The sequence below is a fragment of the uncultured Ruegeria sp. genome (assembly GCF_947497005.1).
In the GTDB taxonomy this organism is placed as follows: domain Bacteria; phylum Pseudomonadota; class Alphaproteobacteria; order Rhodobacterales; family Rhodobacteraceae; genus Ruegeria.
In genome coordinates, this window is the sequence record NZ_CANMFF010000027.1 from 1 (window position 1) to 25983 (window position 25983).

Here is a 25983-nt window from a genome sequence, read left to right on the forward strand (position 1 = left end):
TCGCATGTGATGTCGACAATATAGACAAGAGCGCCAGACTTGCCTGCACTTAGTTGTCGGTGAAAGTAGATTTCACCCTTTACCGACCAGCGGTCAGTTATCAATGGCAGAAGCTCTTTGTAGGCTTCCGGCCAAGAGAGATCGTCGATGGCGGGCATTAACAACACTCCGCAGAAGTACCGCCAAGGACTGTGTAATTCTGCGCGGCGGAACTGTCCTTTTGTATGATACACATGCAAACGCGTGAACCAAGTCGTTTGGATGCACTGGTCATAGTTTTCTGCGCGATGGTTGAACCTGCCCAGTGAAAGCTCAATGCACCGCAAGATGCTCGAATGTCCGCTTTTGAGCAGTTGTGAAGCAGTCTTGACGCATCGGTGAAGTTCTCCTTTGGGCCGTCCTCGACGAGGCGCGGTGGCTCAAGGGTTCACATGCTGCGTCCGCACCGAGGTCTGCAAGGAACCCTCTTTGCCAGATTTCCGTTTCGCGGCGAAAGTCTGGTTCGCGACTTCGCGGATGACACTACAGTAGGCTATGCAATACCGTTCGCATACGCGCTAAGGAGTAGTTGCAATGGGCACCTTGGTTGTCACCGAAGCAGAGTTGAGAAATTGTCTTCCGATAGACAAAGGGTCGTTGGGCGCAACCGAGCGGTCCTTTTCGTGGATTTCGGAAGGGCGTATTTCAATGCCGCCAGTTATGCATATCGACATTGATGAGGATAGTGCTGTCGACACAAAGGGCGCTTTTGTGAATGGCATTGAGCATCTTGCTGTCAAAATCGCCACCGGCTTCTTTCGGAACCCGCAGATCGGACTGCCCAGTTGCAGTAGTATCATCGCTTTGATGAGCGCAAAGACAGGTGCCTTTGATTGTATATTCCTAGACAACGGATATTTGATGAACCTGCGCACCGGACTTGCCGGTGCGGTGGCTGCAAAGTACCTGGCACCCCAAGAAACCAAAACTGTCGGCGTGGTCGGCACAGGCGTTCAGGCCCGATATCAGATTGAAAGCCTCGCCCTTGTGCGTAGATTCGAACGCCTTCTGGTTTATGGGCGCAGCGCGGCATCTGTTTCGAGCTACTGTACTGAAATGACAAGTCTACTTGGAATTCCGGTGGAACCCTGCCAGTCCCTCGCGGATTTGGTGACGTCTGCGCAAGTTGTCGTCACTACGACCCCTGCGACGGAGCCAATCATTATGGCCGAATGGCTTCACACTGACTTGCACATCACTGCCATGGGGTCAGATTTACCAGGTAAACAAGAACTACATTCGAACGTACTCGAGCGCGCAAACGTCGTGGTTTGTGATGTGATTGATCAGTGCGTCATCGGCGGCGAGCTTCAGAATTTAGGCGAAGGCAGCAGAAAAGTATTAGAACTCGGTTCAATCATTTCAGGAGCGGACCAATTTTCGCGCCCAACTGGTGCCGTGACGATCTGCGACTTGACGGGAACTGGCGCACAGGACACCGCGATCGCGGTAGAAGCCTTTTACCGTGTGAAGGCTGCTAAATTGGGAACTTCGCTCTGAAAAGAGTCAGAAGCTGGTATCCACTTCCACGTACCGGACGGCAGCTTCCGCCCGCATACCAGATGTAACAGATTTCACTGAATGACCGTTTCTGAGCTCCAGGCAGTCGTTCAAATGCTATGTGGCGTGTCTGAAATTCAGGCGAAATCATAATCATCGCAACCAACGACGCAGACTATGCGTGCTAGTTAAACTGCCGTAACTTGACCACATGCCAAAGCCAGAGATCAGAAAACTTGCTGCTATCGTTTCGATCGATGTCGTGGGATACTCGGGCCTTATGCAAAGAGACGAAGCAGGCACTCTGACGCGGCTCGGCATGTATTTTGACGGCATCGTGTCACGTCTGGTCTCGACTCATAACGGGCGTGTAGTCAAATCGATGGGCGACGGCCTACTGATTGAGTTTCCTACTGCTGTTGATGCGGTCGCTTGCGCGCTGGAAGTCCAGACGGTTATGGCTGAACGTGAAGCTGATAACGCGGGTAAACAAAAAATCACCTTTCGTATTGGCGTAAATCTTGGTGATATTGTTGTCATAGGCGACGATATCTTTGGCGACGGTGTCAATCAGGCGTCCCGACTTCAAGAAATTGCCAAACCCGGTGAGCTCTGCGTCTCCGGGAGCGTCTTGGACCAAGTCAAAGAAAAGATTGAGCATTCGTTTGTAGATATTGGCCATCGAAAGCTGAAAAACATCGTTCAGCCTGTCCGCGCTTATCGTTCGACTTTGACAGCTTCCGGTGAAGAGGCGAAGCCAATTGGGTGGCCTTTCCTCACAGCGGCGAAAAGTGAACCGGTCACTGCAGGTGGATGTCTGTGCGGCGCAATTCGGTATCAGGTCTGGTCTCTGCCAGTTGCAGTCGGTTTTTGCCATTGCAGGCATTGCCAACTGGCTCTTGGCTCTCCTGTGAATGCATGGGCGATTTTTGAGAAGCCAAATGTGACTTTCGAGGGTGAGGAACCCGGTTTGTATGCTTCTTCGAAGCTCTCTGAGCGAGCCTTTTGCAAGAATTGCGGGACGAGCATTTATACCGACATTAGCGACATCGGGTATTATTCAATCCGGGTTGGAACACTGGACAACCCAGCCGATTTTCCACCCGAACTGCACTATGGAGTGGAAAGTCAAATCCCGTGGGTCGACATACATGACGACTTACCCAGAATTAGAACAGAAGAAGATCTGCGGATGTCCTCTCGTTGGGTTTCTGTAGGCGAACCAAGTTCTGGACCAACACCGTCGTCTTCTGAGACGCGCGTTGCCAACAGGCAAAAAAGAAAGAAGTCCGATCAGACCTGAGACAGTGAGTAACGGCAACTTTGTCCGCATTCCCGTCATAACCTAAGACACCGATATGCTCCCGCAGCGAAGGTCTGGAATGTGGGCTGCGAACGCGGCATTTCGACCCTCGGTCGAGTGACCGGTTTGGGCCGCTTTCAAAAAACGACCCTTACTGCGCGCTGCAATCACATTGCCGCGTCCTCTTGGCCCAACCGGTGTGCATTTGCTTTGCAGGTGCCGGTGGCAATGGGATCAGAGTTTCCACTTAAATCCCACAGCCTTTTCAGACACCTCCCAGAGACGCGACATGACAGCTTTGTCATGGGCGTGGGCGTTCAGTGTGCCTTTGCCGACAGGACCGATCGCTTCCATACGGCCCGTCGGGCCGTAGAGGGCGCGTTGCTCGGTTAGGGCCTCTTCTGTCGCGCACATGACTTCTGGGTATGAGCCCTGTTCCGCAGTCTGTACCATCGGCGTCTTGGTCATCAGCCACCAGATGAACCGCATTGTACGGCTACCGCTGGTGGTGATCAGCGATGTGGCTGACGAGCCCGGATGACAGACGAAAACCTCGATATCCGTGCGCCCCGCAGCAGCCAGTCGGTCCTGCAATTCGTAGGCAAACATCATCTGCGCCAGTTTGCTCTGGGAATATGCAGTGTTTGCGCCGTAGCCCTCATCCCAGTTCATGTCATCGAACTTGACGGTCTTGAGGCCCATGTTGTAGCCGAGGCTGGCGACGACCACGACGCGGCCTTTGCTTTCGGCGATGCGGTCAAAAAGCAAACCGTTGAGCAGAAAGTGTCCGTAGTGATTGGTGCCAAGCTGGCTTTCGAACCCGTCTACGGTCAGCTTGCGGGTCGGCACCTGCGCGATAGCCGCGTTGTTGATCAGTGCGTCGATGCGGGGCACGGTCTTCAAGACTTCTTCTGCCGCCTCGCGCACACTGTCCAGGATTGACAGATCCATGCGGATGAAGCTCACGTCGGCTTTCGCGCCGAATTCCTGTTTCAGGTCCGCAATCGCCACCTCGGATTTCTCGGCCGAGCGGTTCAGCATCACCACTTTCGCGTTCTTCTTCAGAAGAATGCGCGCGGCTTGAAAGCCTGCGCCAGCGTTGGCGCCGGTGACGACATAGGTCTTGCCTGACTGGTCGACGAGACGTTCGGGTGTCCAGCCTTTAGGGCCAAATGTCGTATCTGCCATTTTCTGTCTCCTGCCAGTCCAAGCTGGCGGTTTCGGGTGCTATTGTCTGAAAGCACAGATAGAACCAGGCTGGGCAAGTAAACAGGCGATATCCTCTCGACTACTTGCCCATTCGTCTCAACTTCATTGCAAAGATGAAAGTCCTCTGCCAGCTAGAGCGCATGAGCAAAGAACAGATCAAAGACCTTATCGAGCGCCGTCTGCCCAAGGCAGGCCTTGTCGACACCGCGTTTGAGGGCGTCCAGCTATTCCGGGTGACCGAGGCTATTCCTTGCGTGCCCGCCGTCTACGAGCCTACAGTCGTGGCCATCCTCAACGGCACCAAGGAAGCTGTACTGGACGGTGAGCACCACATCTACGGCAGTGACAAATACCTGCTGTGCCCAATGACGCTACCAGTCGAGGCGGGCACGCCACACGCTTCTGAAGAGAATCCTCTGCTCGGCGTAGTGATCACTTTGGCGCCACGAGTGATGCGCGCGCTCACCATGGAGATAGAGACGGCTGCCGGTGGCATTAGACAGTCTCAGGGCGGAGCGTCGTCGGCTTTGGCATTGGCGTCTTGGGATATTGGGTTCACACAGGCTCTGTTGCGACTTCTCAAGCTGCTCGACAACCCGGTTGATCTAGAAGTCCTTGGACCGGGACGACTGCGCGAATTGTGTTACGCGGTGCTCATGGGCGAGGCCGGGGTCGCCGCAAGACGTGCCTTTGGCATCGGCAACGAAATCGCGCGCACCATCGACTACCTCGCGAACCACCTGAACGAACAGGTCACCATCGACGACATGGCCGATCATGTGGGTATGAGCCGCGCAGTCTTCCATCGGAGGTTCAAGGAAGCCACGACAATGTCCCCAATACAGTTTGTGAAATCGATGCGGCTGAACAACGCAGCGATGAAGATCGCCGAAGGAAAGACAGTGTCCGAGGCGGCCTGGGACGTGGGCTATCAAAGCTCCTCTCAGTTCAGCCGCGAGTTCAAGCGGATGTACGGCCAGTCGCCCCGACAATGGAGCAACGCGTCGCAGGTGCCTCAACGATTGAACTAAGGGTCACCTTTCACTGCCGGCTTGCAGCGAATGTCCGGAAAGCGGGCTGCGACTGCAGCATTCTGGTCCATAGTTGAGTGACCGGTAAGGGCCGTTCCCCATCCGAGCGACGCAGGCCTGCCAGCAAGATGCTGCGTTGCATCCGAAGTCAACTGTGAGCCCGATTTGATCGATGCCGCACTCTGCACGAAGGTCAGCTTTTCAAGACTTAGAGTTGCTCTAACTCGCTACCCAAACCGTTGTGTGACAAAATACGCTAGTGCAATCGCCGACGTCGCGCGCAGGCGTAGCGCCGCTTCAACACTCTGAGGAAACACTGTTGGCATTCAGTTTTTTGGTGCCAATTTGGTTTGAATGACGAACTGAGTGACCGGATCAACGTCTTCGTTTTCGAGCAAGTTTGCGAACTGGCTGTCCAGACGTTTCTCATTCCAATCGCGCATGGCAATCGCAATCTCCAAAGCCGACGAGTGATCCTGTTCCAACTCGCGGGAAAAAATCCTGATGATCTGATTTCTGAGGGCAGGTGACACTGTACCGGAGTCAGCCAAGGCGCGAATGAGAGATCGTTTATGGTCCTGTTTGAGGTTTGCTGACCCTAACGCGGCGTCGACAGCCATGATCGCGTCTGACCCATCGACAGATATCCCAGCCAGAGCCCGATCATACGCATATCCCGAGCCTTGAAGAACCGACCCGGGATAACGTGATCGGACAATTTTTCTGGCTTTGTCATCATCGACCTGCAGGCCCAGCAATCGGATCGCGATCGGGACAAAGCTCATGCGAGTAAGACTGTCGAACTCGCGCAACAACGCGTCTGCCGCAACTGTGTTACGCAACGTCTGGATGCTTGCGTAAGGTGCACGGTCGATTTCTATTAGGGCAGTATCTCTTAGCACCCGATCTTCGTGCGAAACGTATCGGGCAAAAAACGCAACGTGCGCATTGGATGCCGTAGTGCGGCCCTGCCACAGCTCGGCTTCGGTCCAAAGCGCTTCCAAGAATTTTTCGCGCTCGGGGGTCAGCGTGAATATCCTTGTCCACTTGCGTGACAAGCCGCGTCTGGCACCATCCTTGGCAAGTGTTCCGTAAGTCAGCAGAACTGACATCTCGGGGTCAGCGCGGAAGGCAGCGCAGGTTGTGCTGTCGATCAAGAATGGAATTTCAGGAAATCTCTCCAGATCGTCCGATGTGCCTTTAATGATCTGACGCGGGGCAAACTTGAATGGATTGTCCTGCGCTGGTCCTGCCATGACGACGACGTCGGCCGTGATCAAATGATCCGCAAGTGAGGCCTCGGGCAGCGTGACGCACACTTGGCATGCCAAAGCCGAACGCGAATCAAATAGTCCAAAACAGAAGATCGAAACAAGTATGAAAACCCTTGAAAAGGCCGGGGGCAGCTTATTCCAAGATTGGCTACGGTTATGACATGCAGCAGCACGCATCACTCTATTCCTCGACCACGCGCCGCAACCCGTCCAAATCGACTAAGACGGTGCGACCATATTCCAGACGTATCAGGCCTTCGGTTGCCATTTCCCCCAAATAAACAGAGATCTTGGACAGGGCGATGTTCGACAGGTCCGCAAGTTCCTGCTGGCTGGCAACAACGGTGTCTGTCGGTTCAGCGCCCTGCAAAACGCCACGCCATCCGCCCAATCGCAAAAGCGCGGCAGCGATGCGTTTTCGGGTATTTCGTTGTGCAAGGTCGTTGGCCGCGGACATGGCCAGCAGTTGGTTCATCGAACTGAGGCGGGCAAATGCCTCCCACAGATCAGGGCGCGCATTTGCCAGTGGCCGAAATCGGGAATACGCGATCCTGACCAGTCTGACATCGCCTGCTGCCTTCATCTCAACCAAACCGTCAACATCAAGCAACAACTCTGATTCACCAAACCAGGCACCAGGGTGGTGGATATGACCCAGGACCGGCTCCATTTCTGTCAGTGTGAGACGGACCTGAACCTTTCCCGAAACAGTTCCGTAAAGCGAATTCTGGGGCCCGCCAATTGCGTAAATCGTTTCCTTATCCTTGTACGCAACGATTTCCGAAATCTGCTCGAGTTTTTCTAAGCTTCCTTGAGATACGCCTGCTAGCCACGCTGAAGAAAAGATAGGGTAAAATGCATCTTTAGATTTCTTCTTCATCGCAATTACCCCATTTGGGAAAGTATTTTGAAAACTGTTCTGTTAGCTTTGCCCAATAACGTTCACGTTACAATAACATAGTTACCTGATAATAAACGATATTATGGGGGCATTAGGCATGTATTCCGCTCAGAATTCTCGTGGGCTTCTATTCTCGACTTCTGCGATCAGTTGCGTTGCTGTAACTTGCATTGCAGGCATAATAGCACATTCGGCTATGGCGCAGGATGCGCCCAATGTTGCGCCAGATCGGGCTGAATATTCACCATACCCGGAACAGAGTTTTCCCAATCAGGTCTTCTTTGGCGACACCCACCTGCACACGTCCTATTCTTGGGATGCCGGGCTGGTTTTTAACAAACTGTCGCCCGCGGACGCCTATAAGTTCGCCAAGGGCGAAACGGTGGTTGCGTCCACCGGGATTCCCGCCAGATTGCAGAAACCACTCGACTGGTTGGTGGTATCCGATCATTCCGACGGTCTTGGCATCGCGCCGCTGCTGACACGCGCTGATCCGACATTGTTGGAAGACCCCCTGGGCGCAGAACTTTACGAACTGGTCAGTCAGAAGACGATTGAGAGCACCCAGGCTGCGTACAACCTTTGGCTCGGCCGCGCGTATGAAGGCACGAACCATCTGGCTTCGGATCAAAATGTGCCCAAGGTTCCGTGGGAAGAGATCATCGATGCCGCTGAAGAGGCCTACGTACCCGGTCATTTTACCGCCTTCATCGGATATGAATGGAGTTCGGCCCCGGACGGCAACAACCTGCACCGAGTAGTTGTCTATCGGGACGGCAAGGAAGAGGCCAACACCCGTATCCCGCTGTCCAATGAGCTCAGCAATGATCCCGAGGCGCTGTGGGACTGGATGGAGGAATACCAGTCGGAAACCGGTGGCCAGCTTCTGGCCATCCCACATAATGGAAACCTGTCCAACGGGTTGATGTTCGACGATAAACGGTTCTCTGGAGAGCCCCTGTCTGCCGGATATGCCGAGCGTCGGCAGCGTCTGGAGCCTCTTTATGAAGTAACTCAAATGAAAGGGGACGGAGAAACCCACCCAGCCTTGTCCCCTGATGACGCCTTCGCTGATTTCGAAACATGGGACAAAGGCAGTTTCGGAACCGAAGTCAAAACACCGGAAATGCTGCCCCGCGAATATGCGCGCTCCGCCTATCGTTTGGGTCTCCAACATCAGGCCGCGCTTGGCGCGAACCCGTTTAAGTTTGGGATGATCGGGTCCACGGATGCGCACACGTCTCTGCCCACTTCGCGGGAAGAGAACTTCTTTGGCAAGATCACGGCTCTTGAGCCTTCGGCCCATGAGATGCGGTTTAACGAGGCCATCACCGGCCGGCTTGGCGATGAGGCCAACCAGATCAAAGCATGGGAAACCTCTGCCTCGGGCCTCGCCGCTGTCTGGGCTCGTGAAAACACGCGCGAGGCCATCTTTGACGCGATGATGCGGCGTGAAGTCTTTGCGACCACCGGAACACGCATGCGGGTCCGGGTCTTTGCGGGATACGATTTTGAAGAGTCCGACCTGCAGCGTTCCGATTTCGATGTTCACGGCTATGAAAACGGAGTTCCGATGGGTGCGGATTTAGTCGCCTCGGGCGATGATCGTGCGCCGCGTTTTTTGGTGCGGGCCCTGCGTGATCCAGATGGGGCTAATCTGGACCGCATCCAGATCGTCAAAGGTTGGATGAATGCTGACGGCACAACCACCGAGCGGGTGTTCGACATTGCCTGCGGCGGGCGCGAGTTGGTTGACGGGGACTGCGATGGTCCTGTCGGTGATACGGTGGATCAGGAAACAGCCACCTGGACCAACGATATCGGTCAGGCCATTCTTGCAGGCTTCTGGGAAGACCCGGATTTCGATCTCGCGCAATCGGCGTTCTATTACGTTCGCGTGCTTGAGATTCCATCGCCGCGCTGGACGACCTTTGACGCCAAGTTCTTTGGGACCGAACTGCCCGAGGGTGCTCCGGTTTCGATCCAGGAACGCGCCTACACTTCGCCCATCTGGTACACGCCATCCTGAGGAATTTACCATGTATTTGAAAGCACTAACTATATCTGCCATGGCGGTCTGCTCAGCAGCCATCGCGCAGGATGCGCCGCCGTGGAATCCGGGCGACCGTGAGTATTCACCTTATCCTCAACAGGATTTTCCCAATCAGGTGCTGTTTGGCGATACCCATCTGCACACCTCTTATTCGCCGGATGCGGGCATGATCGGAAACAACCTGGGTCCCGCCGAGGCGTTCAAATTCGCCAAAGGAGAAGAGGTGGTTTCTTCGATGGGTGTACCTGTGCGTCTCGTGCGCCCGTTGGACTGGCTTGTGATTTCGGACCACGCTGAGGGGCTTGGCGTAGCACCGATGCTGAAACGAGACGACCCTGCTGTTCTGGATACCGAATTTGGTCGGACTTTGCATGGGTATGTCCAGGATGGATCTGCCGAGGCCGCCGGAGAAGCATGGAACCTTTGGGCCGGGTCCCGGTTCGAAGGCAAGAATCCATATTCGAACAACCCTGAATTTTCCCGAGGGCCTTGGGAAGAAACCATTGATGCGGCCGATGCCGCAAATGAGCCGGGACTTTTTTCTGCGATCATTGGGTTCGAATGGTCATCGACACCAAACGGCAACAATATGCACCGCGTGGTTGTCTACAGAGATGGCAAGGATGTCGCTAACAGCCGCGTTCCGCTTTCGTCAGACTCAGGAGTAAACCCTGAAGCTCTGTGGGACTGGATGGAGGCTCTGGAGGTGGAAACCGGTGGGCGGGTTTTGGCAATTCCGCACAACGGCAATCTTTCTAACGGGCTGATGTTCGATGACACCCGGTATGACTCGGATGAACCCATCGACAAAGCCTATGCCGAGCGTCGGGCGCGATGGGAACCGTTGTACGAAGTAACCCAGATGAAGGGGGATGGCGAAGCGCATCCAATGCTTTCACCAGATGATCCATTTGCTGATTTTGAAACTTGGGATACGGCCAACTTTGGAGCTGATGCCAAAACGCCCGAGATGTTGCCGAATGAGTATGTACGTCCGGCGTTGCGACGCGGTTTGGCTTATGAAGCGCAGTTGGGTGCGAACCCATTCAAATTCGGCATGATTGGATCAACTGACTCACATACCTCACTGCCGACAACGCGCGAAGACAATTTTTTTGGCAAAGTGGCCCAGCTTGAACCAACAGCTGACCCGGTCCGTTTTGAAGAGACCATCGCCGGAAGACTGGGCGCTCCTGAAAACGCAATTAAGGCCTGGCAAACCTCAGCGTCTGGGTTGGCCGCCGTATGGGCGCGCGAGAATACGCGCGAAGCCATATTTGATGCGATGCAGCGCAAAGAAGTCTATGCAACTTCGGGCACGCGCATCCGCGTACGTGTATTTGCAGGTTACGATTTTGAAGAATCTGACCTCCCTCGGTCAGACTTCGCGGTGCACGGCTACGCCAATGGCGTACCTATGGGGGGTGATCTGGGAAAGAGTGAAAGTCGTGCGCCGCGATTCCTTGTGCGGGCCTTGCGTGACCCGGACGGGGCCAATCTAGACCGTGTTCAGATCATCAAGGGTTGGCTAAACGCAGATGGGACCACATCCGAGAAAGTCTATGACGTCTCTTGCGGAGGCCGCGAAGTGATTGAAGGCATCTGCGACGATTTGGTCGGCAACACCGTCAATGCCAGAGAAGCCACTTATACCAACGATATCGGTCAGGCCATCTTGGGTGGTTATTGGGAAGACCCGGATTTCGATCCTGAGCAAAGTGCGTTCTACTATGTTCGGGTTCTGGAAATTCCAACCCCGCGCTGGACAACCTATGACCGCAAGTTCTTTGGCGTCGAACTCCCAGAAGGTGCGCCCGAGTCAATTCAGGATCGGGCCTATACATCGCCCATCTGGTACACGCCGTGATCCGACAGAGCAAACAGCGCGGCAAACGCGTCAAGAAGTTAGAACGAGGTGACAAATGAAGATATTTTTGCGCGAGATGTGCTCAGCGATGGGTGCTACGGCCATTGCTGCGCTTATAGTTCTGCCGGTAAAACCAGCGGTTGCGGTTGAAGGAGGGTTGGGCGCCTATTTTCTGGGAACCAGAGATACGTTTGCCGGTTTCGTGCCCGAGCCAGGAACTTACACAAGCCTTACATTCGACCATCTGGACGGCAGCGTGGACGGCGTTTCGCTTGCAGGGCTTCCGATTGCAGCAGACGCAGACCTCGAGCTCAATCTCTGGCGACTGGGTGTAACTCAGGTTTTCGACGCGCAGCTATTTGGCGGGACCCCTGCCATAAACCTCACTGTTCCATTTCCTGTTGCTGAACTCACGTTCACAGCGATCCGCCCTCCTCTGCAGGGCGCTATGATCGACGACACGCTCTCCAGCTTCGGGGACATCAGCCTGACCGGTTTGGTGGGTTGGCATCGCGGTAATCTGCATTACAGTACGGGCCTGACCGTTTATGCCCCGACTGGCGAATACAATACCGCATCTATTAACATTCAGCAGCGCAGCGTCCAAGTATTGAATGCAGGCAAGAATGTCTGGTCTTTCCAGCCCTTCATTGCCGCGACCTGGTTCGTTCCGGAACGTGGTTTTGAGGTTTCAGGCGCGGCCAGCCTGTTGTTCAGCGAAGAAAACGATGCGACCGATTATCAGACTGCTCCTGCATTTCAATTAGAAGGAGCCGTTGTGCAACGCTTCCGCTCGGGCTGGGGGGTTGGCCTTGCCGGGTACACTTACCATCAGCTTGAAGATGACAGTGGTGCAGGCGCCGAGCTCACCCGGATCGCCCTGGGGGCCAGCAGCCTGCGGGCTCAGGTCAGCGGTATTGGCCCGCTTGTCACCTATGATGGCGGAACTTTGCTGGGAGCCGACGCCTCCCTAAAGCTCAAATATACGCATGAGTTTGCAGCAAAACGGCGGTTCGAAAGCGATATCCTGACGGCCGTGATCTCTCTGTCTTTCTGAAATTGAAATCACGGTGTTAAACGTGTCAAAGAAAATTTACCTGTCGTGTTTGGTGGCTGTTCTTTTGGTCCCTTCAGGTGTTCAGGCGCAGGACAATTCGGAATCGCTGCAATCGGCTGCCAATGACCCGACTGCTTCGATCATGTCATTCCAGCTTCAGGGATTTCATTCGTTCAATCTGCACAACTCGCCCGAAGACAGCAGTCTGTTGCAATTTCGCGCCGCGATCCCGTTCACGCTGGGACAAACCAACCACATTGCGCGGCTTACGCTGCCTTATGTGACGGACAGTGCCACCGGGCAGTCGGGACTGAGTGACACCACACTGTTTGACCTTGTGACGTTTGATCGACAATGGGGTCGTCTCGGTGTGGGTGCCGTAGCCCTGTTACCAACAGGTGAGGACGGGCTGAGTGCGGAGAAATGGGCACTGGGTCCAGCGGCCGGTTTTGCAAAGCAGGAAAAGTGGGGGCTTTGGGGCCTATTCAACCAGAACTTGTTCACTTTTGCCGGGGATGACGACCGGCCCGATGTCAACTTGTCTACGGCCCAGCCTGTCTTCAACTACAACCTCGGCAATGGTTGGTCGGCAGGGACATCCGAAATGGTTTTTGTCTACGACTGGGAGACCAGCGATTTCAGCAGTCTGCCGCTGGGGGTCAAGGTGTCCAAGTTGGTCCGCGGCAACGGATTACCGTGGCAGTGGTCCTTGTCCTACGAGCACAATTTTTACGATGACGTGGTTTCGGCGGCCGACACGGTGAGCTTTACGCTGAAATTGTTGGTGCCCAAGGGCGGTTAAGGAAATGGGCGAAGAGCTGATGAATGTGAGCTGGCGAACGACAGATCCTCCACAAATGATGGAATCTTCGACACGCAAAAAGAGCCTGTTCCGCCGGATTGTCACGGAACCCTTTGTCCTTTTTGCGCTTCTCAGCATAGCGATCTTTAGCTGGTTCAAACTTGTCCAACCAGACGAGTGGTCCATTGATCCTGACGCGCGGGTTATCATCATCGATCAAAGGCAGGTCGATGTTCTGGCTGGTCAGTTCGAAGACACGTGGCGGCGCCCTCCGACAGCTGACGAGTTGGGAAAGCTGAAAGAGGATTGGCTGAACCGCGAAGTGCTGGTGCGCGAAGCGTTAGCGCTGGGGTTGGATGGTAATGATGAGATCATTCGCAACCGCCTGGTACAGAAGATGAACTTTCTTCTGACCTCGGAGGCAGGCGCGGCCCGACCTGAAGATGAGGTGCTGCAAACTTACCTGTCCGACAATGCCGAGACATTCACGACCCCCGCGCAGCTTGCAGTCAGCCTTGTTTATCTCGGGCAATACCCCAGCGACAGGTTTATCGACCAGACGCAGGCTCGTTTGGCTGCAGGGGAAGATCACCGCCAGTTGGGTCAGGCGTCACTGCTTCCGACAGGATTTGATCTGAGCATCCGAGCTTCGGTTGATGGAAACTTCGGAACGGGTTTCTTCGACCAGTTGCACCCCCTGCCACTGGGTGAATGGAGCGGTCCTGTTCAGTCTTCCTTCGGGCTTCACATGGTTCGGCTCGACAACAGGTGGGACGCCGTCTTGCCGCCGTTTGGCGCGATCCGAGATCGCGTTTTGGCTGCTTGGCGCGAAAAGCACGCTGAACGGGCGACAGAGACTTTTTTAGAAAATCTGCGATCCACCTATGTGATCCAAGACCTCGGAGAAGCTGGCCTGTCTGCGGGTGAGTCATGAAGCGTCTTCTGCTCTTGATTGCGATGATGGCGGGGCTGCTGGTGCCCGCCTTTGTGCAAGCCCATGCATTGGAGCCCGGCTATCTGGAAATCTCGCAGGAGACCGAAAGCGATTGGTACGTCTTCTGGCGCAAGCCCGATGTTCGGGGGGCACCGATGGATATCGACGTCGCGCTGCCCCAGAGCTGCTCATCGCCCGCATTCGATGCTCCGGTTTTTGACGGCCGCGCCTGGACGCAGGTCTGGCGTGTGACCTGCGCCGAAGACCTGCGCGGTCATACGATCCAGATTGACAGGCTGGACACACAACGAACGGACGTCTTGCTACGGGTGGGATATCTGGACACAGTGAACATGGCCACCTTCCGCCTGACGCCTGATGCGCCTGCCGTCACGTTGCCTGCGCAACAGGGGCTGGTGCAGACGCTGTGGCAATACGGCGTGTTGGGGTTTGAACATATCCTTGAAGGCTGGGATCACCTTCTGTTTGTATTTGCCCTGCTGGTGCTGATCCGCAACCTGCGCCAACTGATCTGGGCCGTGACCGCATTTACCGTTGCGCATTCGATCACGCTGGGCTTGGCCACCTTTGGCGTGTTGAACGTACCGGGCCCGCCCGTTGAGGCTATAATCGCGCTGTCGATCGTCTTTCTCGCGACCGAAGTGCTACGGTCGGAGGACAAACCAAAGACGCTGGCCAGCCGTTTCCCCTGGGTGATTTCCTTTGGGTTCGGCCTGCTGCACGGTCTGGGATTTGCTGGAGCGCTGGCCGAGATTGGTCTGCCTGAACAGGACATCCCAGCGGCTTTACTGGCCTTCAACCTCGGCGTTGAGGCAGGGCAACTGGCCTTCATCTTTGCGGTATTGGGCGTGTTCCTGACACTGAAAAAAACACTGCAAATTGTCTGGGGGTGGTCGGTAGCACAAGTGCCGTCGCGCCAATTCCTCGGATATCCCATCGGATGTGTCGCCGCGTTCTGGTTGGCCGAGCGGCTGGCCGGATTTTGAACAAAAAAGGAAGGAGAATGGACAATGATGAAAGCACTTGGAGGCATGATGCTGCTCGCCATGGTCGCGCTGACCGGCTGCGACGTGGTGGACCCGGACTGCACACCGGAAAAGGCCGCGAAACGTCAGGTCCAGCAGGCAACGATCGGTGTCAGCAACCGGTGCACTCCCGCTGAAACAGCACGCGATACCGCAGGTATCGACGGCTAAGAAATTCGGACCCTCCAAAGCTTTGATCAAAACGTGAGTGGTGGCGAAGTGACACCCGATATCGTCCATTAGGATCGGCGGTCACTGCTTCAGACTTTGGAACTCCGGATCGGTTCCCCGTTCAAACCTCGTAGATCGGGGAGCCGTTAGAAGTTAGTTTTAAACTCCCGAATGGGTTGGCGGCCACATGCGCTGGAAAGGACGACGCACAAGCAAAAACATCGACGACCGACGCCACACGTCACGTGGGGTGTCTCGTGCCGGTATGGGCGGCGCCGGATTGATTGTGGTCCTGGTGATCGGCCTGTTTTTTGGTGTAGATATCACGCCGTTTCTGAGTGGCGGGGGTCAGGTTGCTCCTCCGCAAGCAAATGCGCCTGTTCAGATTAACGATGAAACAGAGGAGTTTGTGGCCGTCGTCCTTGCAGACACCGAAGTTATATGGGGCGAGGTATTCAGGGACTCGGGCATTCAATACACACCACCGGTACTGGTCCTGTTTGCAGGCAATGACGAGGAAAAACTGGTGTTTGAGATTGCCGCCGATAGAGTGCCGTGCGTCGGAGTCGCGCCCATGCAGTGTCTGGTGATCAATGGCGATTTTTTCTATGAGAGCATAGTCGGATACAGACATATCGATGGACAGGCCGCGAAAATTTGCGTTTTGCGCACCAAGAGACCCGAGCCAATACCCGCCGATCTCGGAGCGTTCGTATTCACGCGCGTACCCTGCGAAGACTGAAGCTCCCATGGTAGCATTGGTCCTTCGCATCGCAACCAGTCGTGATCGATGGGCTGTACCACTTTCGGAAGTTCAGTTTGGCCATGAACGGTTCCAAGCTAACTACCATCCCAAAACTTGACGCTGCAATTGCCACCCGAAGACGGGTAGCACGCTGCGCTTCCAAAATCTCGCACCGCGAGAGCGAGGGTTTTCTGCCTCAACAATAGTGGCAAGAGACAAAGGCGGCTTCGTACCGAACTCCTGACCCTCAACTGCTTTGAGTTTCGCGTTTGCGGCGAATGGCGGCAATGCGGGCTGCGGCTGCAGCATCCTTTGACCAGGTTCAAGGTCGGCTCTGGGCCGACCCTGTAACGCGTTGTTCACCAATCGTAGCAAATGTTGCAGCTGATCTATTGGTGGCAGAGGGTTCAGTATGATCGAAGTTGCATCTAATGGAAATGACGACCTTAAACGTTTGCATAGAAGGGTTATGCTCCAAGATGCGAGCGAGAAACCCGAATGCTCAGCCGTTTGCGTCGAGGAGAATCTGTTTTGAACGAAACGCGCGCTCGATCAATATTTGGGCCTTTTGAGTCTGGGCAACCGAGATAGCCTGGTCAAAGGCGGCACTCGCTGAATCGGTATCTCCTTGTGCTGCTCTGATTTCTCCTTTGATACGCAGCAACTCAGCCTCTGCCCAGTGTTCTCCTGTGGTATCCTGTTCTCGCAAAGCGCGAACCACTGTTTGTAGGGCCGCGCTGGGATCACCGGCCCTGAGTAGGGCTTTCGCGTGTTCAGCCAAATAGAGCGTTACCCAAAGCCAGCATCCTTTTGCACGATACTCTTCCAAGGCCTTGTCCAATTGATGGACGGCGCCAGGCGCATCCGTCATGCAAGCCAGGACAGCGTCATGAATGGCAACAAAATTCTTCCACAACGCCATGTCGTGCTCGTTTGAGACCTGTCGCATTTCCTCATTGATCTCGGTTGCACTTTCCAAGTCGCCAATCCAGATCGATAAGGTGACAGCGTGCAGACCAGCGTAACAGATTGTGTTGGCGTGTTTGAGCTCGCGGGCTCGAGCAAGGGCCTTGACGCAGGTCTGTTGCGCCGTGTCTTCGTCGCCGCACATCCACTGCGCAAGGAGCATATAGCACCAGATCTGCACTCCTGGATCCTGGGCGAATTTCGTCGAAAAATCTATGATCTCGGCCGACCGATAGAGTTCATAAGCGACTTCGAGATCTTGAAGTGCTTCAGCAGAGCGGCCCTTGGCGATCAGGGTCGCAGCCCGCATCCGGCGCGAGATCAGCTTCGGGATCGGAGCGCGCTCGTTCGCCATGTCTTCTACAAGTCTCGAAACCAGACCGAACGCTTTATGCAGATCGTTGCCGATATAAGGCGCGATCCACGTCCCATAGTAGATTGCAACCTTGAGTTCTGGGTCCGTGGTTGCCTCTATCCTTTCCAACGCCTGTGAGAATGCGTTGCTGGCTTCGGCTGAGGCGTAGCCATCCTTGGCGATATGTACCTGAGCAAGCTGCACCAGAAGCGCTAGTTCCCTTTCGCGCCATTCCGGTTTGTCCAGCAAGCCTGCAACCAGCGTCAAGGCATTGTGCAGATGATTTCCTGCTTCGACATAAGCCGGCCGGGCCTGAGCTTTTCTGGCAGCGTCGCCCCATAGCGTAATAGCCTTTTCCGCCAACCCAGCCTCAGTCGCATGATGTGCGATCAACTCCGAGGGTGCGTTCGGGTCGGCCTCAAACAGATCCGTGAGCCTGTGGTGGATTTCCAAACGTCGACGTTTCAGCAAGCTTTCATAGGCTACATCCCGAACCAGAGCATGCTTGAAGACATATGTCGCGTCCGGAGGTATCCCCCGTCGAAACACGAGCTCGCTGCGTTCAAGCTGCCCCAGCGCATCGTCAAGCGCCAAATCATCGACCCGGGCGATTTTTGTCAACGACGCACGGTCGAAACTTCGCCCGATGCAGGCGGCCATCTGGGCGATTTCCTTCACGGGTTGAAGCCGGTCGATCCGGGCCATTAGGGAATCATGCAGGGTCGCTGGGATAGTCACCCGATCAATAGGACCGGCAAGTTGGAAGCTGTTTTCGGCTTCAATCAGGTCGCCGGATTCCAAAATGGTTTTTGTCAGTTCCTCGACAAACAGGGGAACGCCGTCGGTTCGATGGATGATTTCTTTAGTCAGTTCGTCGGGAAGGGTTTTCCCACCTGATATCTTTGCGAGAACAGCCTCGATCTGCTCGGACCCCAATCGGTTTAGGGTAAGCTTGGATACGATTGGATGACCTCCGAACGCGTGCTGGAAAGTCGGTCTACCGGTAATCAAGATCATTACCCGCTCGGTAGCAATTCGATCCAGACACGCCTCGAGCATCGCGAGCGTCGAGGCATCGCACCAATGTGCGTCCTCTACGACAAGGAGAACTGGCTTTTCCCGTGAAAGCGCCTGCAATTCTGCCGAGGTTTCTTCCATGATCCGAACTCTGAGTTGTTGTGGTGTCAGATCGGGATTTTCGGCAGATGGACCAGTTTCAATCTGCAGGAGTTCAGCAATAATCTTTGGGTCAGCGGCCCGGAGTTGCTTGCGAAGCTTTGCAATTTTTTTGCTGGCAGTGTCAGTTTCCAGATGGCCCATGGCATGTGAAAGCTGCCGGATAACAGGAAAGAAACTCGAATCCGTGTGGTAGGGCGAGCAGTGATAGTTCATCCGGAAGTGATCCTGCGTCGAGACCGCATCAATGACGGCACGCGTCAGTCTGGACTTGCCGATGCCTGCCTCACCGATCAGAACAGCGACTTGGCCTTCCCCGGAAATTGCGCGATGCCAGCGCTCCATGATCAGTCCCAGTTCATGGTTGCGCCCGATCATCGGCAGAACAGGACTGATATCTTCGGTCTCGAACCGGCTTTCCAAGCTGCGCTCGGTTCCGATCCTCCACGCCGGTACTGGCGAGTCCAATCCCTTAATGTCGAAACGGCCTAACTCTTCTAGCTCGAACGAGTCTTGGATCAATTGCTTCGTCGATTCTGGAACCAGAACCTGCCCCGGCTCAGCCAATGTCTGAAGACGCGCTGCAAGGTTTGGCGTGTCGCCAACAACGGTTTCTTCCCTTGATGCTCCTTCCCCTATGAGGTCGCCGACGACGACCATGCCGGTCGCTACTCCGGCCCGAACTGATAGTGCCTGTTCATCAGGCGAACGCAATTCGGCGATCGCCCCGATAATTTCCAGCGCAGAGCGCGCAGCGCGTTTGGCGTCGTCTTCATGCGCCACCGGCCAACCAAAATAGCACAGTACACCGTCACCCATATATTTAGCGACATTCCCCTCATAGCGGGTGATGATACCGGCAACGGTATTTTGATAGCGCTTGATCACTTCGCTCATGTCTTCGGGATCCAACCGCGCTGACATTGCTGTTGATCCGGCAAGATCTACGAACAGCGTCGTCAAATGGCGACGCTCGGCTTCGCGCTTGATATCCGTTGTACTTGTCGCGATAGACTGGGATTGATTAGGTTCAACTGCTTCAATAGCCGCTCGCAACCGCTTGCGCGAACCCAATGAAAGGCCGATCTCACGCATGTCCTCATCCGTTAGGTCATAAAGGACATCAAGATCGATCTCATTCTCGACCAGAACCGCTTCCAGATTAAGGAGCTTCCTTCGTGTCAGCCATTCAATGAGATCGGACATAGGGTAATTGGTCTTCTAAGAGGGTTTGAGAATCGTAGTGTTCCCGATTAAGTCAGTTTGGGCAACGAGTATTCCTCAGACTGCGAATTTGCTCAAATCGCTACAGAATAACGCCATATTTGGCTTGTGGACATAAGAGTGGGGCGCCAACTAAGTTGGCTTGGGGTTTGGAGACGGGAAGGCTGGCATGCGACTGAATAAAAACGAGTTCGAAAGAATGACCGAGGCTTATACTACGGCATGGAACTCGGGAAATCCCGAGGTGGTCGCCGATCACTATGCTCCTGACAAGGGTATCACGATCAACCGAGGGGAAAACCAATTTGGGCGCGACGCGATAATTGCCATGGCGGGTGGTTTCATGTCTTCTTTTCCCGATTTGAAACTTACAAGGGACTTTGTTCGTTTTGCCGGAGATCACGCCATCTTTGGTTGGACGCTTGAAGGGCATCATTCGGATACGGGTAACCTCGTCAAGGCCAGCGGCTGGGAAGAATGGGAACTGGACGAAAACTGTCGTATCACCAATTCACTAGGCTGGTTCGATGCCGTGGATTACGAACGACAGGTCGCTGGCCAAGTGTAATGATACTCCTCGAATATTGACTCGTGCGAAGAAATTGCGCCGCTCCCAAGTCTGGCCACCGTCTTCTGTAGCAAAAGCATTAGCCGCCGATATAGATGAACAGGCTCAGGCCGTGGCTTAGACGCTGGCGACCGAAATGCTGGCAGCCGGGACATTCCAGGATGTGATTGCCGAAGTCGAAACCGAGTACGAACGTCTCAAGTTCATCGCGGTATACGTGATACACAGGTTCAGGGATCAAAAGTGAGGCGGCCCGGAAATTGCAAGAAGAGCTCGACGAAAAAGCCCTGGAGGCCACCAACTTTCTGAAGGCGATTGCGCATGAGCACCGCCTTACAAATCTGTGCCTTCTCTTGTCGCGAGAGAAATCAGTCTCTGAATTGCAGAAGTTGGTTTCTATTCGGCAATCTGCGGCGTCGCAGCAATTGGCCAGGCTGCGCCTGGAGGGTCTGATCGCAGCGCGACGCGAAGGCAAATCGATCTACTACAGGATAGAAGATGAAAAAGTATCGAGTTTGATCTCGGTGCTTTACCAGCTTTTTTTGCGGTGACGATGACTAGAAATGGGGACACGCGAAGGAAACACGAAACTGCAATTCAAAGCGCCGCGGCCATGTGCCAATGATGCGGGTCCAAAGGCCGCTGCGCGTTATTTGGAGTCCTTTGCAGTTCGGGGCGAAATGACACTCTAAGGGGCTCAGGCTAAGCCGCCGTTCATCCAGAGCGCGGCAGATTCAACGAACGAGCCCAAAATTGTCGAATACTGTGGAGCCGTGTTAATGTCCGCATACGATGCTCTGGAAGCCGAAATGCCCAAACACCCCAGTCAAGTATGCGATGAACGACCCGCCATTCTCTGTGTTGCAGGCTTTGGTGACAATGCGAGCATGTATGACGGTTTGGCTGACACCCACCTCGCCAACAGCTATCGTGTGCTACCCATCAATCTTCCGGGATTTGGCGCTCCGCCACTGGCGAAGGCGACAACTCTTGAAGCACTTGCACAAACCGTCGTCGACAAAGCGGTCAAGCACGGAGCTAAGATCATTGTCGCTCATTCGGTTGCTTCAATCATAGCCTCCCTGGCCGCCAAAAGGGCCGACTGTCCTTTGACAACCATTATTTCTCTAGAGGGTAATATCACCGCCGAAGATGCCTATTTTTCTGGAACTGCCGCGGACTACAGTGATCCGGTTGCGTTTCGTGCGGCGTTTCTTGAGCGGCTAGATGAAATGGCAAAAACGGCACCAATCATCCGACGGTATCGTAATGAAGTATCAAAGGCCGATACTCTGGCGCTGTGGCAACTCGGCACCGACGCACGGCATTTTTCAGCAGGCTGCGTGCCCGGCGAGCTTTTGCAGAACGCGGCAAATGCGATTTATCTCTACAACCCCGACAACTGTCCGGATGGCACCGTCCGTTGGTTAGAAGAAAACAAGATGGATCGGATCGTTCTCGATAATGCCACACACTGGGCGAGCGTTGATCAGCCCGAAAGGCTTGCAGAAATGATTGCTGAGGCACTCCACCGATAGGCGAATGCAGCCGTTCACAATTGGATAGATGCAAGTTGGCTTTGTATTGGTTTCCCGCAAGAAACGGGTCGCGGTGTCGCGGTCACGTAAGCTAATCCGTTAGCTAATAGTTAGTGACGGAACCAGAAGACATGACAAACCAACCCATGCCAGCAGTGGATTTTCCGGCCAGCGTCATGCTGCTTCTGCTCGCTGCGGTCTGGGGCGGTTCGTTCTTTTTTGGCGAGGTTGCACTGACTGAAGTGCCCCCGCTGACAATAACGCTGCATAGGGTGATCTGGGCCGTCCCAATACTGGCACTCATCGTCCTATTCAAAGGATTGAGTGTTCCACGTGCCCCTCGGGTATGGGGCGCTTATCTCGTTATGGGAGCGCTCAACAATGCAATCCCATTCTCATTGATCTTCTGGGGGCAAACGCAAATCGACAGCGGGCTGGCTTCTATCCTTAATGCAACAACAGCAATGTTTGCTGCGGTCGTGGCTGGCTTGCTTCTTAAGGACGAGCCGTTAACTCCGAAAAAGATAGCAGGTGCTGCGCTGGGTATTTTGGGGGTGGCCTTCATTATGGGGCCGAGTGCATTGACCGAGTTCAATCCGAGCAATCTGGCACAGCTGGCTATCCTTGGGGCAACGCTCTCCTATGCCTTTGCCGGTGTATGGGGCAGGACTGCTCTTTCAGGCCAACCACCGCTTGTGAATGCACTTGGCATGCTGATCGGCAGCACAGTTCTTATGATCCCAATCGTTTTTGTGATGGATGGCCCCCCAAACTTTGCTCTGTCAACTGGCGTATGGTCGGCGCTCTTGGGGATGGCCGCACTATCAACAGCGCTGGCCTATGTTCTCTATTTCGCAATCCTTGCGCGCGCCGGTGCCGCCAACCTGCTTTTGGTTACACTGCTGATCCCACCGTTCGCTATCGGCCTTGGCGTTACAATCCTGGGTGAAAAGATGGAGCCGAACGCGTGGGTTGGGTTTGCTATCATTGCTCTGGGCTTCGCCGTAACTGACGGTCGACTTTTTTCCCGCTTCCTTAAGCGCAACCCCGAACAAGCTGAGTAAGGCGCCTTTGGGAACACCTTTGACCACCACATTACGGAGTGACGATCCCCGTCGTCACCAACTGACCCGGCCAAGCGTCGGGTCTATTTTTGAGTAGCGAGCATTCAGCGAGGGCAACCGAATGGCTGCAAAGCCCCGCATTCCCGTCATAACCTAAGACACGGATATGCTCCCGCAGCGAAGGTCTGGAATGCGGGCTGCGAACGCGGCATTTCGACCCTCGGTCGAGTGACCAGTTTGGGCCGCGAGCTTCGGCCCATTGACCTTTCTGCATGGTCAGTCTCCGGATCTACCCGTTGAGAACGAATTACCGTACGTTGCTGTTGGCAGGTTAGTTTTCGCGGGGAAATTCCGGGACCCCTGCGGCTTTCGCGGCTTCATACAGCCTCGTCCGATTTTCCTCGGATTTCCAGGTATCAAGATACCGCCATTCCGTTAGATTGAAATCCGGATTAGTTTCCAAATATTGCTCCACGAGCGCAGCGGCTTCTTCTGGCATGTCAAGCAGCGAATAGGTCGCCGCCAAGAAAATTTTTGCCTGCCCCCTCGGTTTAATAGATGTTTTCGTCCAAAGGCGCACGACCTCTTCGTAGTTTCGGTTCATGAATTGCGCCAGAGCCAGAAACGAGACATCCCGGTATGTCTCCACGGGACTAAGACGTTTGGCGATCAACAGATAGTCCACGGCACTTGCGGCATCCCCCGCAAACTGGAGATAGAAACCCATGAAGAGGTTAGCCTCGTAGCCGTTAGGTTCGAGGATAAGTGCCTGATAAACAGCGTCGACGGCTGCTTCTGCGTCGCCGCTGGCAACATACACGCCTCCCAGAGCAATGTGCCCCCACGCAAAATCCGTGTCGAGTTCGATTGCCTTTCTGGCAAGTTCTAGTGCCCGTGACAGGTGGGTTGATGGCGTGTCTGTGTATTGGAAACGCACCTGCACCGAGAGGTTGAAGGCGAGCCCGGCGTAACCGCCCGCAAAATTCGGGTCCAGCTCTATCACCTGCTCAAAGAGCTTCTCGCCGCGCAGGATATTATCCCTGCTTGGCACATCGACAGTGCGGCGCGCCTGCAAGAAAACATCGTAGGCGTCGATGTTTGTTGTGTACTTCTGGTACAGCCTCTCGTTCTCGTTGGCTTTGAGCGTTACTGACAGGGCTCTTGCCACCTGCCGCGCGACCTCGGACTGAACTGAAAACACGTCTGTGATGTCGCGATCATAGCGCTCGGCCCAAAGGTGCCCTTCGGTGGCCGCGTCTATGAGCTGTGTAGTGATCCGTATCTTCTCGTCGGTCCGCCTGACGCTGCCCTGCAGCACATAGCGCACACCCAGGTCCTCGGCGATCTGACTGACCTTAGCCGCTTGCCCTTTGTAGGTGAATGTCGAATTCTGCGCAATCACCAAAAGCCCGGAAATTTTCGACAGATCGGTAATGATGTCCTCAGTAACACCGTCGGAGAAATACTCCTGCTCCGCGTCAGCAGACAGATTGTCAAAGGGAAGGACAGCGATTGATGGTTTGTCGGACAACGCCAAAATAGCGTCGCTTGGATCGGTCGATCTGGCTTGATACCACCACAATAGGCCACCACCAAAAAGTAGGCCGATAATCACAATGGCGGCTGACACGCGCCAAAGCGACTTCCGACTCGGACGACTGTTTGCTGCCGGTGGGCTGCCGTCTAAGAGCACCTTGAACACCCAAACAGGCCGAGAGATATTTTTGACCTCGACCTCGCCCAGGTCCTGCAGAGGATAGTCAAACTTGTCGCGCACCTGATCGCGAGCCGCTCGTGAAATGCAGACTCCGCCGGGATCGGCCAAAGCCTCAAGTCGTGCCGCGACGTTCACACCGTCGCCGAAGACGTCGTCATCTTGCGCGATCACGTCGCCGAGATTAATGCCAATTCGAAACAGAATCTGCTTGTCCTCGGGCATTTCGGCGTTTCGAGGTCGCATGCCTTCCTGTATCGCGACTGCACACCGCACCGCGTCCACAACGCTCGCGAACTCGACCAACAGTCCATCACCTGTGGTCTTCACCAGGCGACCTCGATGCTCGGCGATGCAGGGGCCGATGAGGTCTTTGTGATGGGCGGTCATCGCAGCGAGCGTACCTTCCTCGTCCTCGCCCATCAACTTGGAGTATCCCTCTACGTCAGCAGCGAGAATGGCGGCAAGGTGGCGTTTGGGCTTTGCGTCGGTCATTCGTGAGGTTCACTTCCCCGGAGCATCCAGGTGGAAGTGTGGAGCAATCGCCGTAAAATGTACATCGGGCCGCAAAATCCCTGTCGAGCGTCATCCGTATGCCGTGGAGAGCGATGAAACTTCTGAAAGCGGCGCATCCTTCCAGTAGCCCGAATGGCATGTTTCTGGATCAGCCGAGGAGATCGAACCTTTGGCTCAAAGGCAGTTCAGGGCCGCTTTGAGCGAAGCAGTGCAGGCCTTCTGGGTCCGGATTCAGAGTCAGAAATGACAACTATTTCTTGAGCGTCGTCTTTGCTTTTATTATATGCCGTATAAATATTTTGCAGGAGACCCGGAAGATGCCCACTGGACATATAATGATGGCGATGAGCCTGGACGGTTTTGTAGCGCGGCCTGATCACAGGTTGGATTGGTTGGAAAAGCAACCGACCGCGGATGAAGATCACGGGTTCGCCGCCTTTCAGGACAGTGTCGATGTGATCGTCATGGGGTCTGGTTCGTATCGGACGGTGCGAGGCTTCGGAGCTTGGCCCTATGCCAAACCGGTGGTCGTTCTCAGTAGAACAATGACCGCAGGCGAAATTCCTGACGATCTGCGCGACAAAGTGGAAGTCTCAGATATGGTGCCCGAAGGTTTGATGAAGAGCTTTGACGCCCGCGGTTTCAATCGCGTCTATGTGGATGGCGGTGCGATTATTCGATCGTTCATGAAAGCCGGGTTGGTTGAGGACATGCGGATCACTCTGGTTCCCATTCTTATCGGCGAGGGCATTCGGATATTTGGCGAGACCGAGGGCGACGTCGATCTGGAACTGGTGTCGGTTAACGGCTTTCCCTCGGGGCTGGTTGATCTGGATTACAGGCTGAAAGCCACGTGAGGAAAGCTTCTTCGCCAGGACGGCCGCAGAGGGCCGATCAGCACCTTTCGAAACAGCTGATCCTGAAGACTGC

General features: G+C 54.8%; 21 protein-coding genes. 16 read left to right on the forward strand and 5 right to left on the reverse strand.

What is annotated here, in order from left to right; genetic code table 11:
• The first annotated feature begins 573 nt into the window (after window positions 1–573).
• Together Q0816_RS23425 and Q0816_RS23430 are read left to right on the forward strand one after the other, a co-directional pair.
• Window positions 574–1539, forward strand: a complete 966-nt coding sequence (locus Q0816_RS23425; RefSeq protein WP_298855251.1) for an ornithine cyclodeaminase family protein — start codon at window positions 574–576, stop codon at window positions 1537–1539.
• A 211-nt stretch (window positions 1540–1750) separates the two neighbouring features.
• Window positions 1751–2842, forward strand: a complete 1092-nt coding sequence (locus Q0816_RS23430) for a GFA family protein (RefSeq protein ID WP_298855252.1) — start codon at window positions 1751–1753, stop codon at window positions 2840–2842.
• 234 nt (window positions 2843–3076) lie between these two features.
• Here the strand turns inward: Q0816_RS23430 and Q0816_RS23435 are convergent, their stop codons facing one another.
• Entirely contained in the window at window positions 3077–4030 is a 954-nt protein-coding gene (locus Q0816_RS23435; RefSeq protein ID WP_298855254.1) for an SDR family oxidoreductase, read from the reverse strand.
• A gap of 161 nt (window positions 4031–4191) precedes the next feature.
• On the opposite strand from Q0816_RS23435, the gene Q0816_RS23440 reads away from it, so the two are divergent.
• A complete protein-coding gene (locus Q0816_RS23440) occupies window positions 4192–5082 on the forward strand; it encodes an AraC family transcriptional regulator (RefSeq protein WP_298855255.1) in 891 nt (296 codons plus the stop codon).
• 326 nt (window positions 5083–5408) lie between these two features.
• Here Q0816_RS23440 and Q0816_RS23445 read toward each other — a convergent pair whose 3' ends face one another.
• On the reverse strand, window positions 5409–6401 hold the full coding sequence (locus tag Q0816_RS23445) for a hypothetical protein (protein WP_298855256.1): 993 nt from the start codon (window positions 6399–6401) through the stop codon (window positions 5409–5411).
• Window positions 6402–6537: 136 nt separating this feature from the next.
• Window positions 6538–7236, reverse strand: a complete 699-nt coding sequence (locus Q0816_RS23450; protein WP_298855257.1) for a Crp/Fnr family transcriptional regulator — start codon at window positions 7234–7236, stop codon at window positions 6538–6540.
• A 217-nt stretch (window positions 7237–7453) separates the two neighbouring features.
• On the opposite strand from Q0816_RS23450, the gene Q0816_RS23455 reads away from it, so the two are divergent.
• From Q0816_RS23455 to Q0816_RS23490, 8 genes are all read left to right on the forward strand, one after another.
• Window positions 7454–9286: a DUF3604 domain-containing protein gene (locus tag Q0816_RS23455; RefSeq protein WP_298855258.1), complete on the forward strand. Its 1833-nt coding sequence runs from the start codon at window positions 7454–7456 to the stop codon at window positions 9284–9286.
• Between the two features lie 10 nt (window positions 9287–9296).
• Window positions 9297–11177, forward strand: coding sequence for a DUF3604 domain-containing protein (locus Q0816_RS23460; protein ID WP_298855259.1), 1881 nt, complete (start codon window positions 9297–9299; stop codon window positions 11175–11177).
• Between the two features lie 55 nt (window positions 11178–11232).
• Window positions 11233–12234, forward strand: a complete 1002-nt coding sequence (locus tag Q0816_RS23465) for a transporter (RefSeq protein WP_298855260.1) — start codon at window positions 11233–11235, stop codon at window positions 12232–12234.
• A gap of 22 nt (window positions 12235–12256) precedes the next feature.
• Window positions 12257–13036, forward strand: a complete 780-nt coding sequence (locus Q0816_RS23470; RefSeq protein ID WP_298855261.1) for a hypothetical protein — start codon at window positions 12257–12259, stop codon at window positions 13034–13036.
• Window positions 13037–13091: 55 nt separating this feature from the next.
• Window positions 13092–13970 (forward strand): peptidylprolyl isomerase, encoded by an 879-nt coding sequence (locus Q0816_RS23475; protein WP_298855263.1) that lies wholly within the window; start codon window positions 13092–13094, stop codon window positions 13968–13970.
• Window positions 13967–14977 (forward strand): HupE/UreJ family protein, encoded by a 1011-nt coding sequence (locus Q0816_RS23480; RefSeq protein ID WP_298855266.1) that lies wholly within the window; start codon window positions 13967–13969, stop codon window positions 14975–14977. The genes Q0816_RS23475 and Q0816_RS23480 overlap by 4 nt, the downstream gene beginning before the upstream one ends.
• Before the next feature lie 24 nt (window positions 14978–15001).
• Window positions 15002–15187, forward strand: a complete 186-nt coding sequence (locus Q0816_RS23485) for a hypothetical protein (protein ID WP_298855268.1) — start codon at window positions 15002–15004, stop codon at window positions 15185–15187.
• A gap of 187 nt (window positions 15188–15374) precedes the next feature.
• Window positions 15375–15929, forward strand: a complete 555-nt coding sequence (locus Q0816_RS23490; RefSeq protein WP_298855270.1) for a neutral zinc metallopeptidase — start codon at window positions 15375–15377, stop codon at window positions 15927–15929.
• A 505-nt stretch (window positions 15930–16434) separates the two neighbouring features.
• Here Q0816_RS23490 and Q0816_RS23495 read toward each other — a convergent pair.
• Window positions 16435–19635 (reverse strand): adenylate/guanylate cyclase domain-containing protein, encoded by a 3201-nt coding sequence (locus Q0816_RS23495; RefSeq protein ID WP_298855272.1) that lies wholly within the window; start codon window positions 19633–19635, stop codon window positions 16435–16437.
• 187 nt (window positions 19636–19822) lie between these two features.
• On the opposite strand from Q0816_RS23495, the gene Q0816_RS23500 reads away from it, so the two are divergent.
• From Q0816_RS23500 to Q0816_RS23515, 4 genes are all read left to right on the forward strand, one after another.
• Entirely contained in the window at window positions 19823–20221 is a 399-nt protein-coding gene (locus Q0816_RS23500) for a nuclear transport factor 2 family protein (protein ID WP_298855275.1), read from the forward strand.
• Window positions 20222–20481: 260 nt separating this feature from the next.
• Window positions 20482–20772, forward strand: a complete 291-nt coding sequence (locus Q0816_RS23505; RefSeq protein WP_367180578.1) for an ArsR/SmtB family transcription factor — start codon at window positions 20482–20484, stop codon at window positions 20770–20772.
• 228 nt (window positions 20773–21000) lie between these two features.
• On the forward strand, window positions 21001–21759 hold the full coding sequence (locus Q0816_RS23510; RefSeq protein ID WP_298855277.1) for an alpha/beta hydrolase: 759 nt from the start codon (window positions 21001–21003) through the stop codon (window positions 21757–21759).
• 131 nt (window positions 21760–21890) lie between these two features.
• Complete coding sequence (locus Q0816_RS23515) at window positions 21891–22823, forward strand: DMT family transporter (protein WP_298855279.1); 933 nt, start codon at window positions 21891–21893, stop codon at window positions 22821–22823.
• 331 nt (window positions 22824–23154) lie between these two features.
• Here Q0816_RS23515 and Q0816_RS23520 read toward each other — a convergent pair whose 3' ends face one another.
• Window positions 23155–25032 carry an adenylate/guanylate cyclase domain-containing protein gene (locus Q0816_RS23520; RefSeq protein ID WP_298855282.1) on the reverse strand — a complete coding sequence of 626 codons (1878 nt, stop codon included), beginning with the start codon at window positions 25030–25032 and terminating at the stop codon, window positions 23155–23157.
• Window positions 25033–25370: 338 nt separating this feature from the next.
• Here Q0816_RS23520 and Q0816_RS23525 point away from each other — a divergent pair, with 338 nt between their 5' ends.
• A complete protein-coding gene (locus Q0816_RS23525; protein WP_298855284.1) occupies window positions 25371–25910 on the forward strand; it encodes a dihydrofolate reductase family protein in 540 nt (179 codons plus the stop codon).
• Window positions 25911–25983 lie beyond the last annotated feature (73 nt).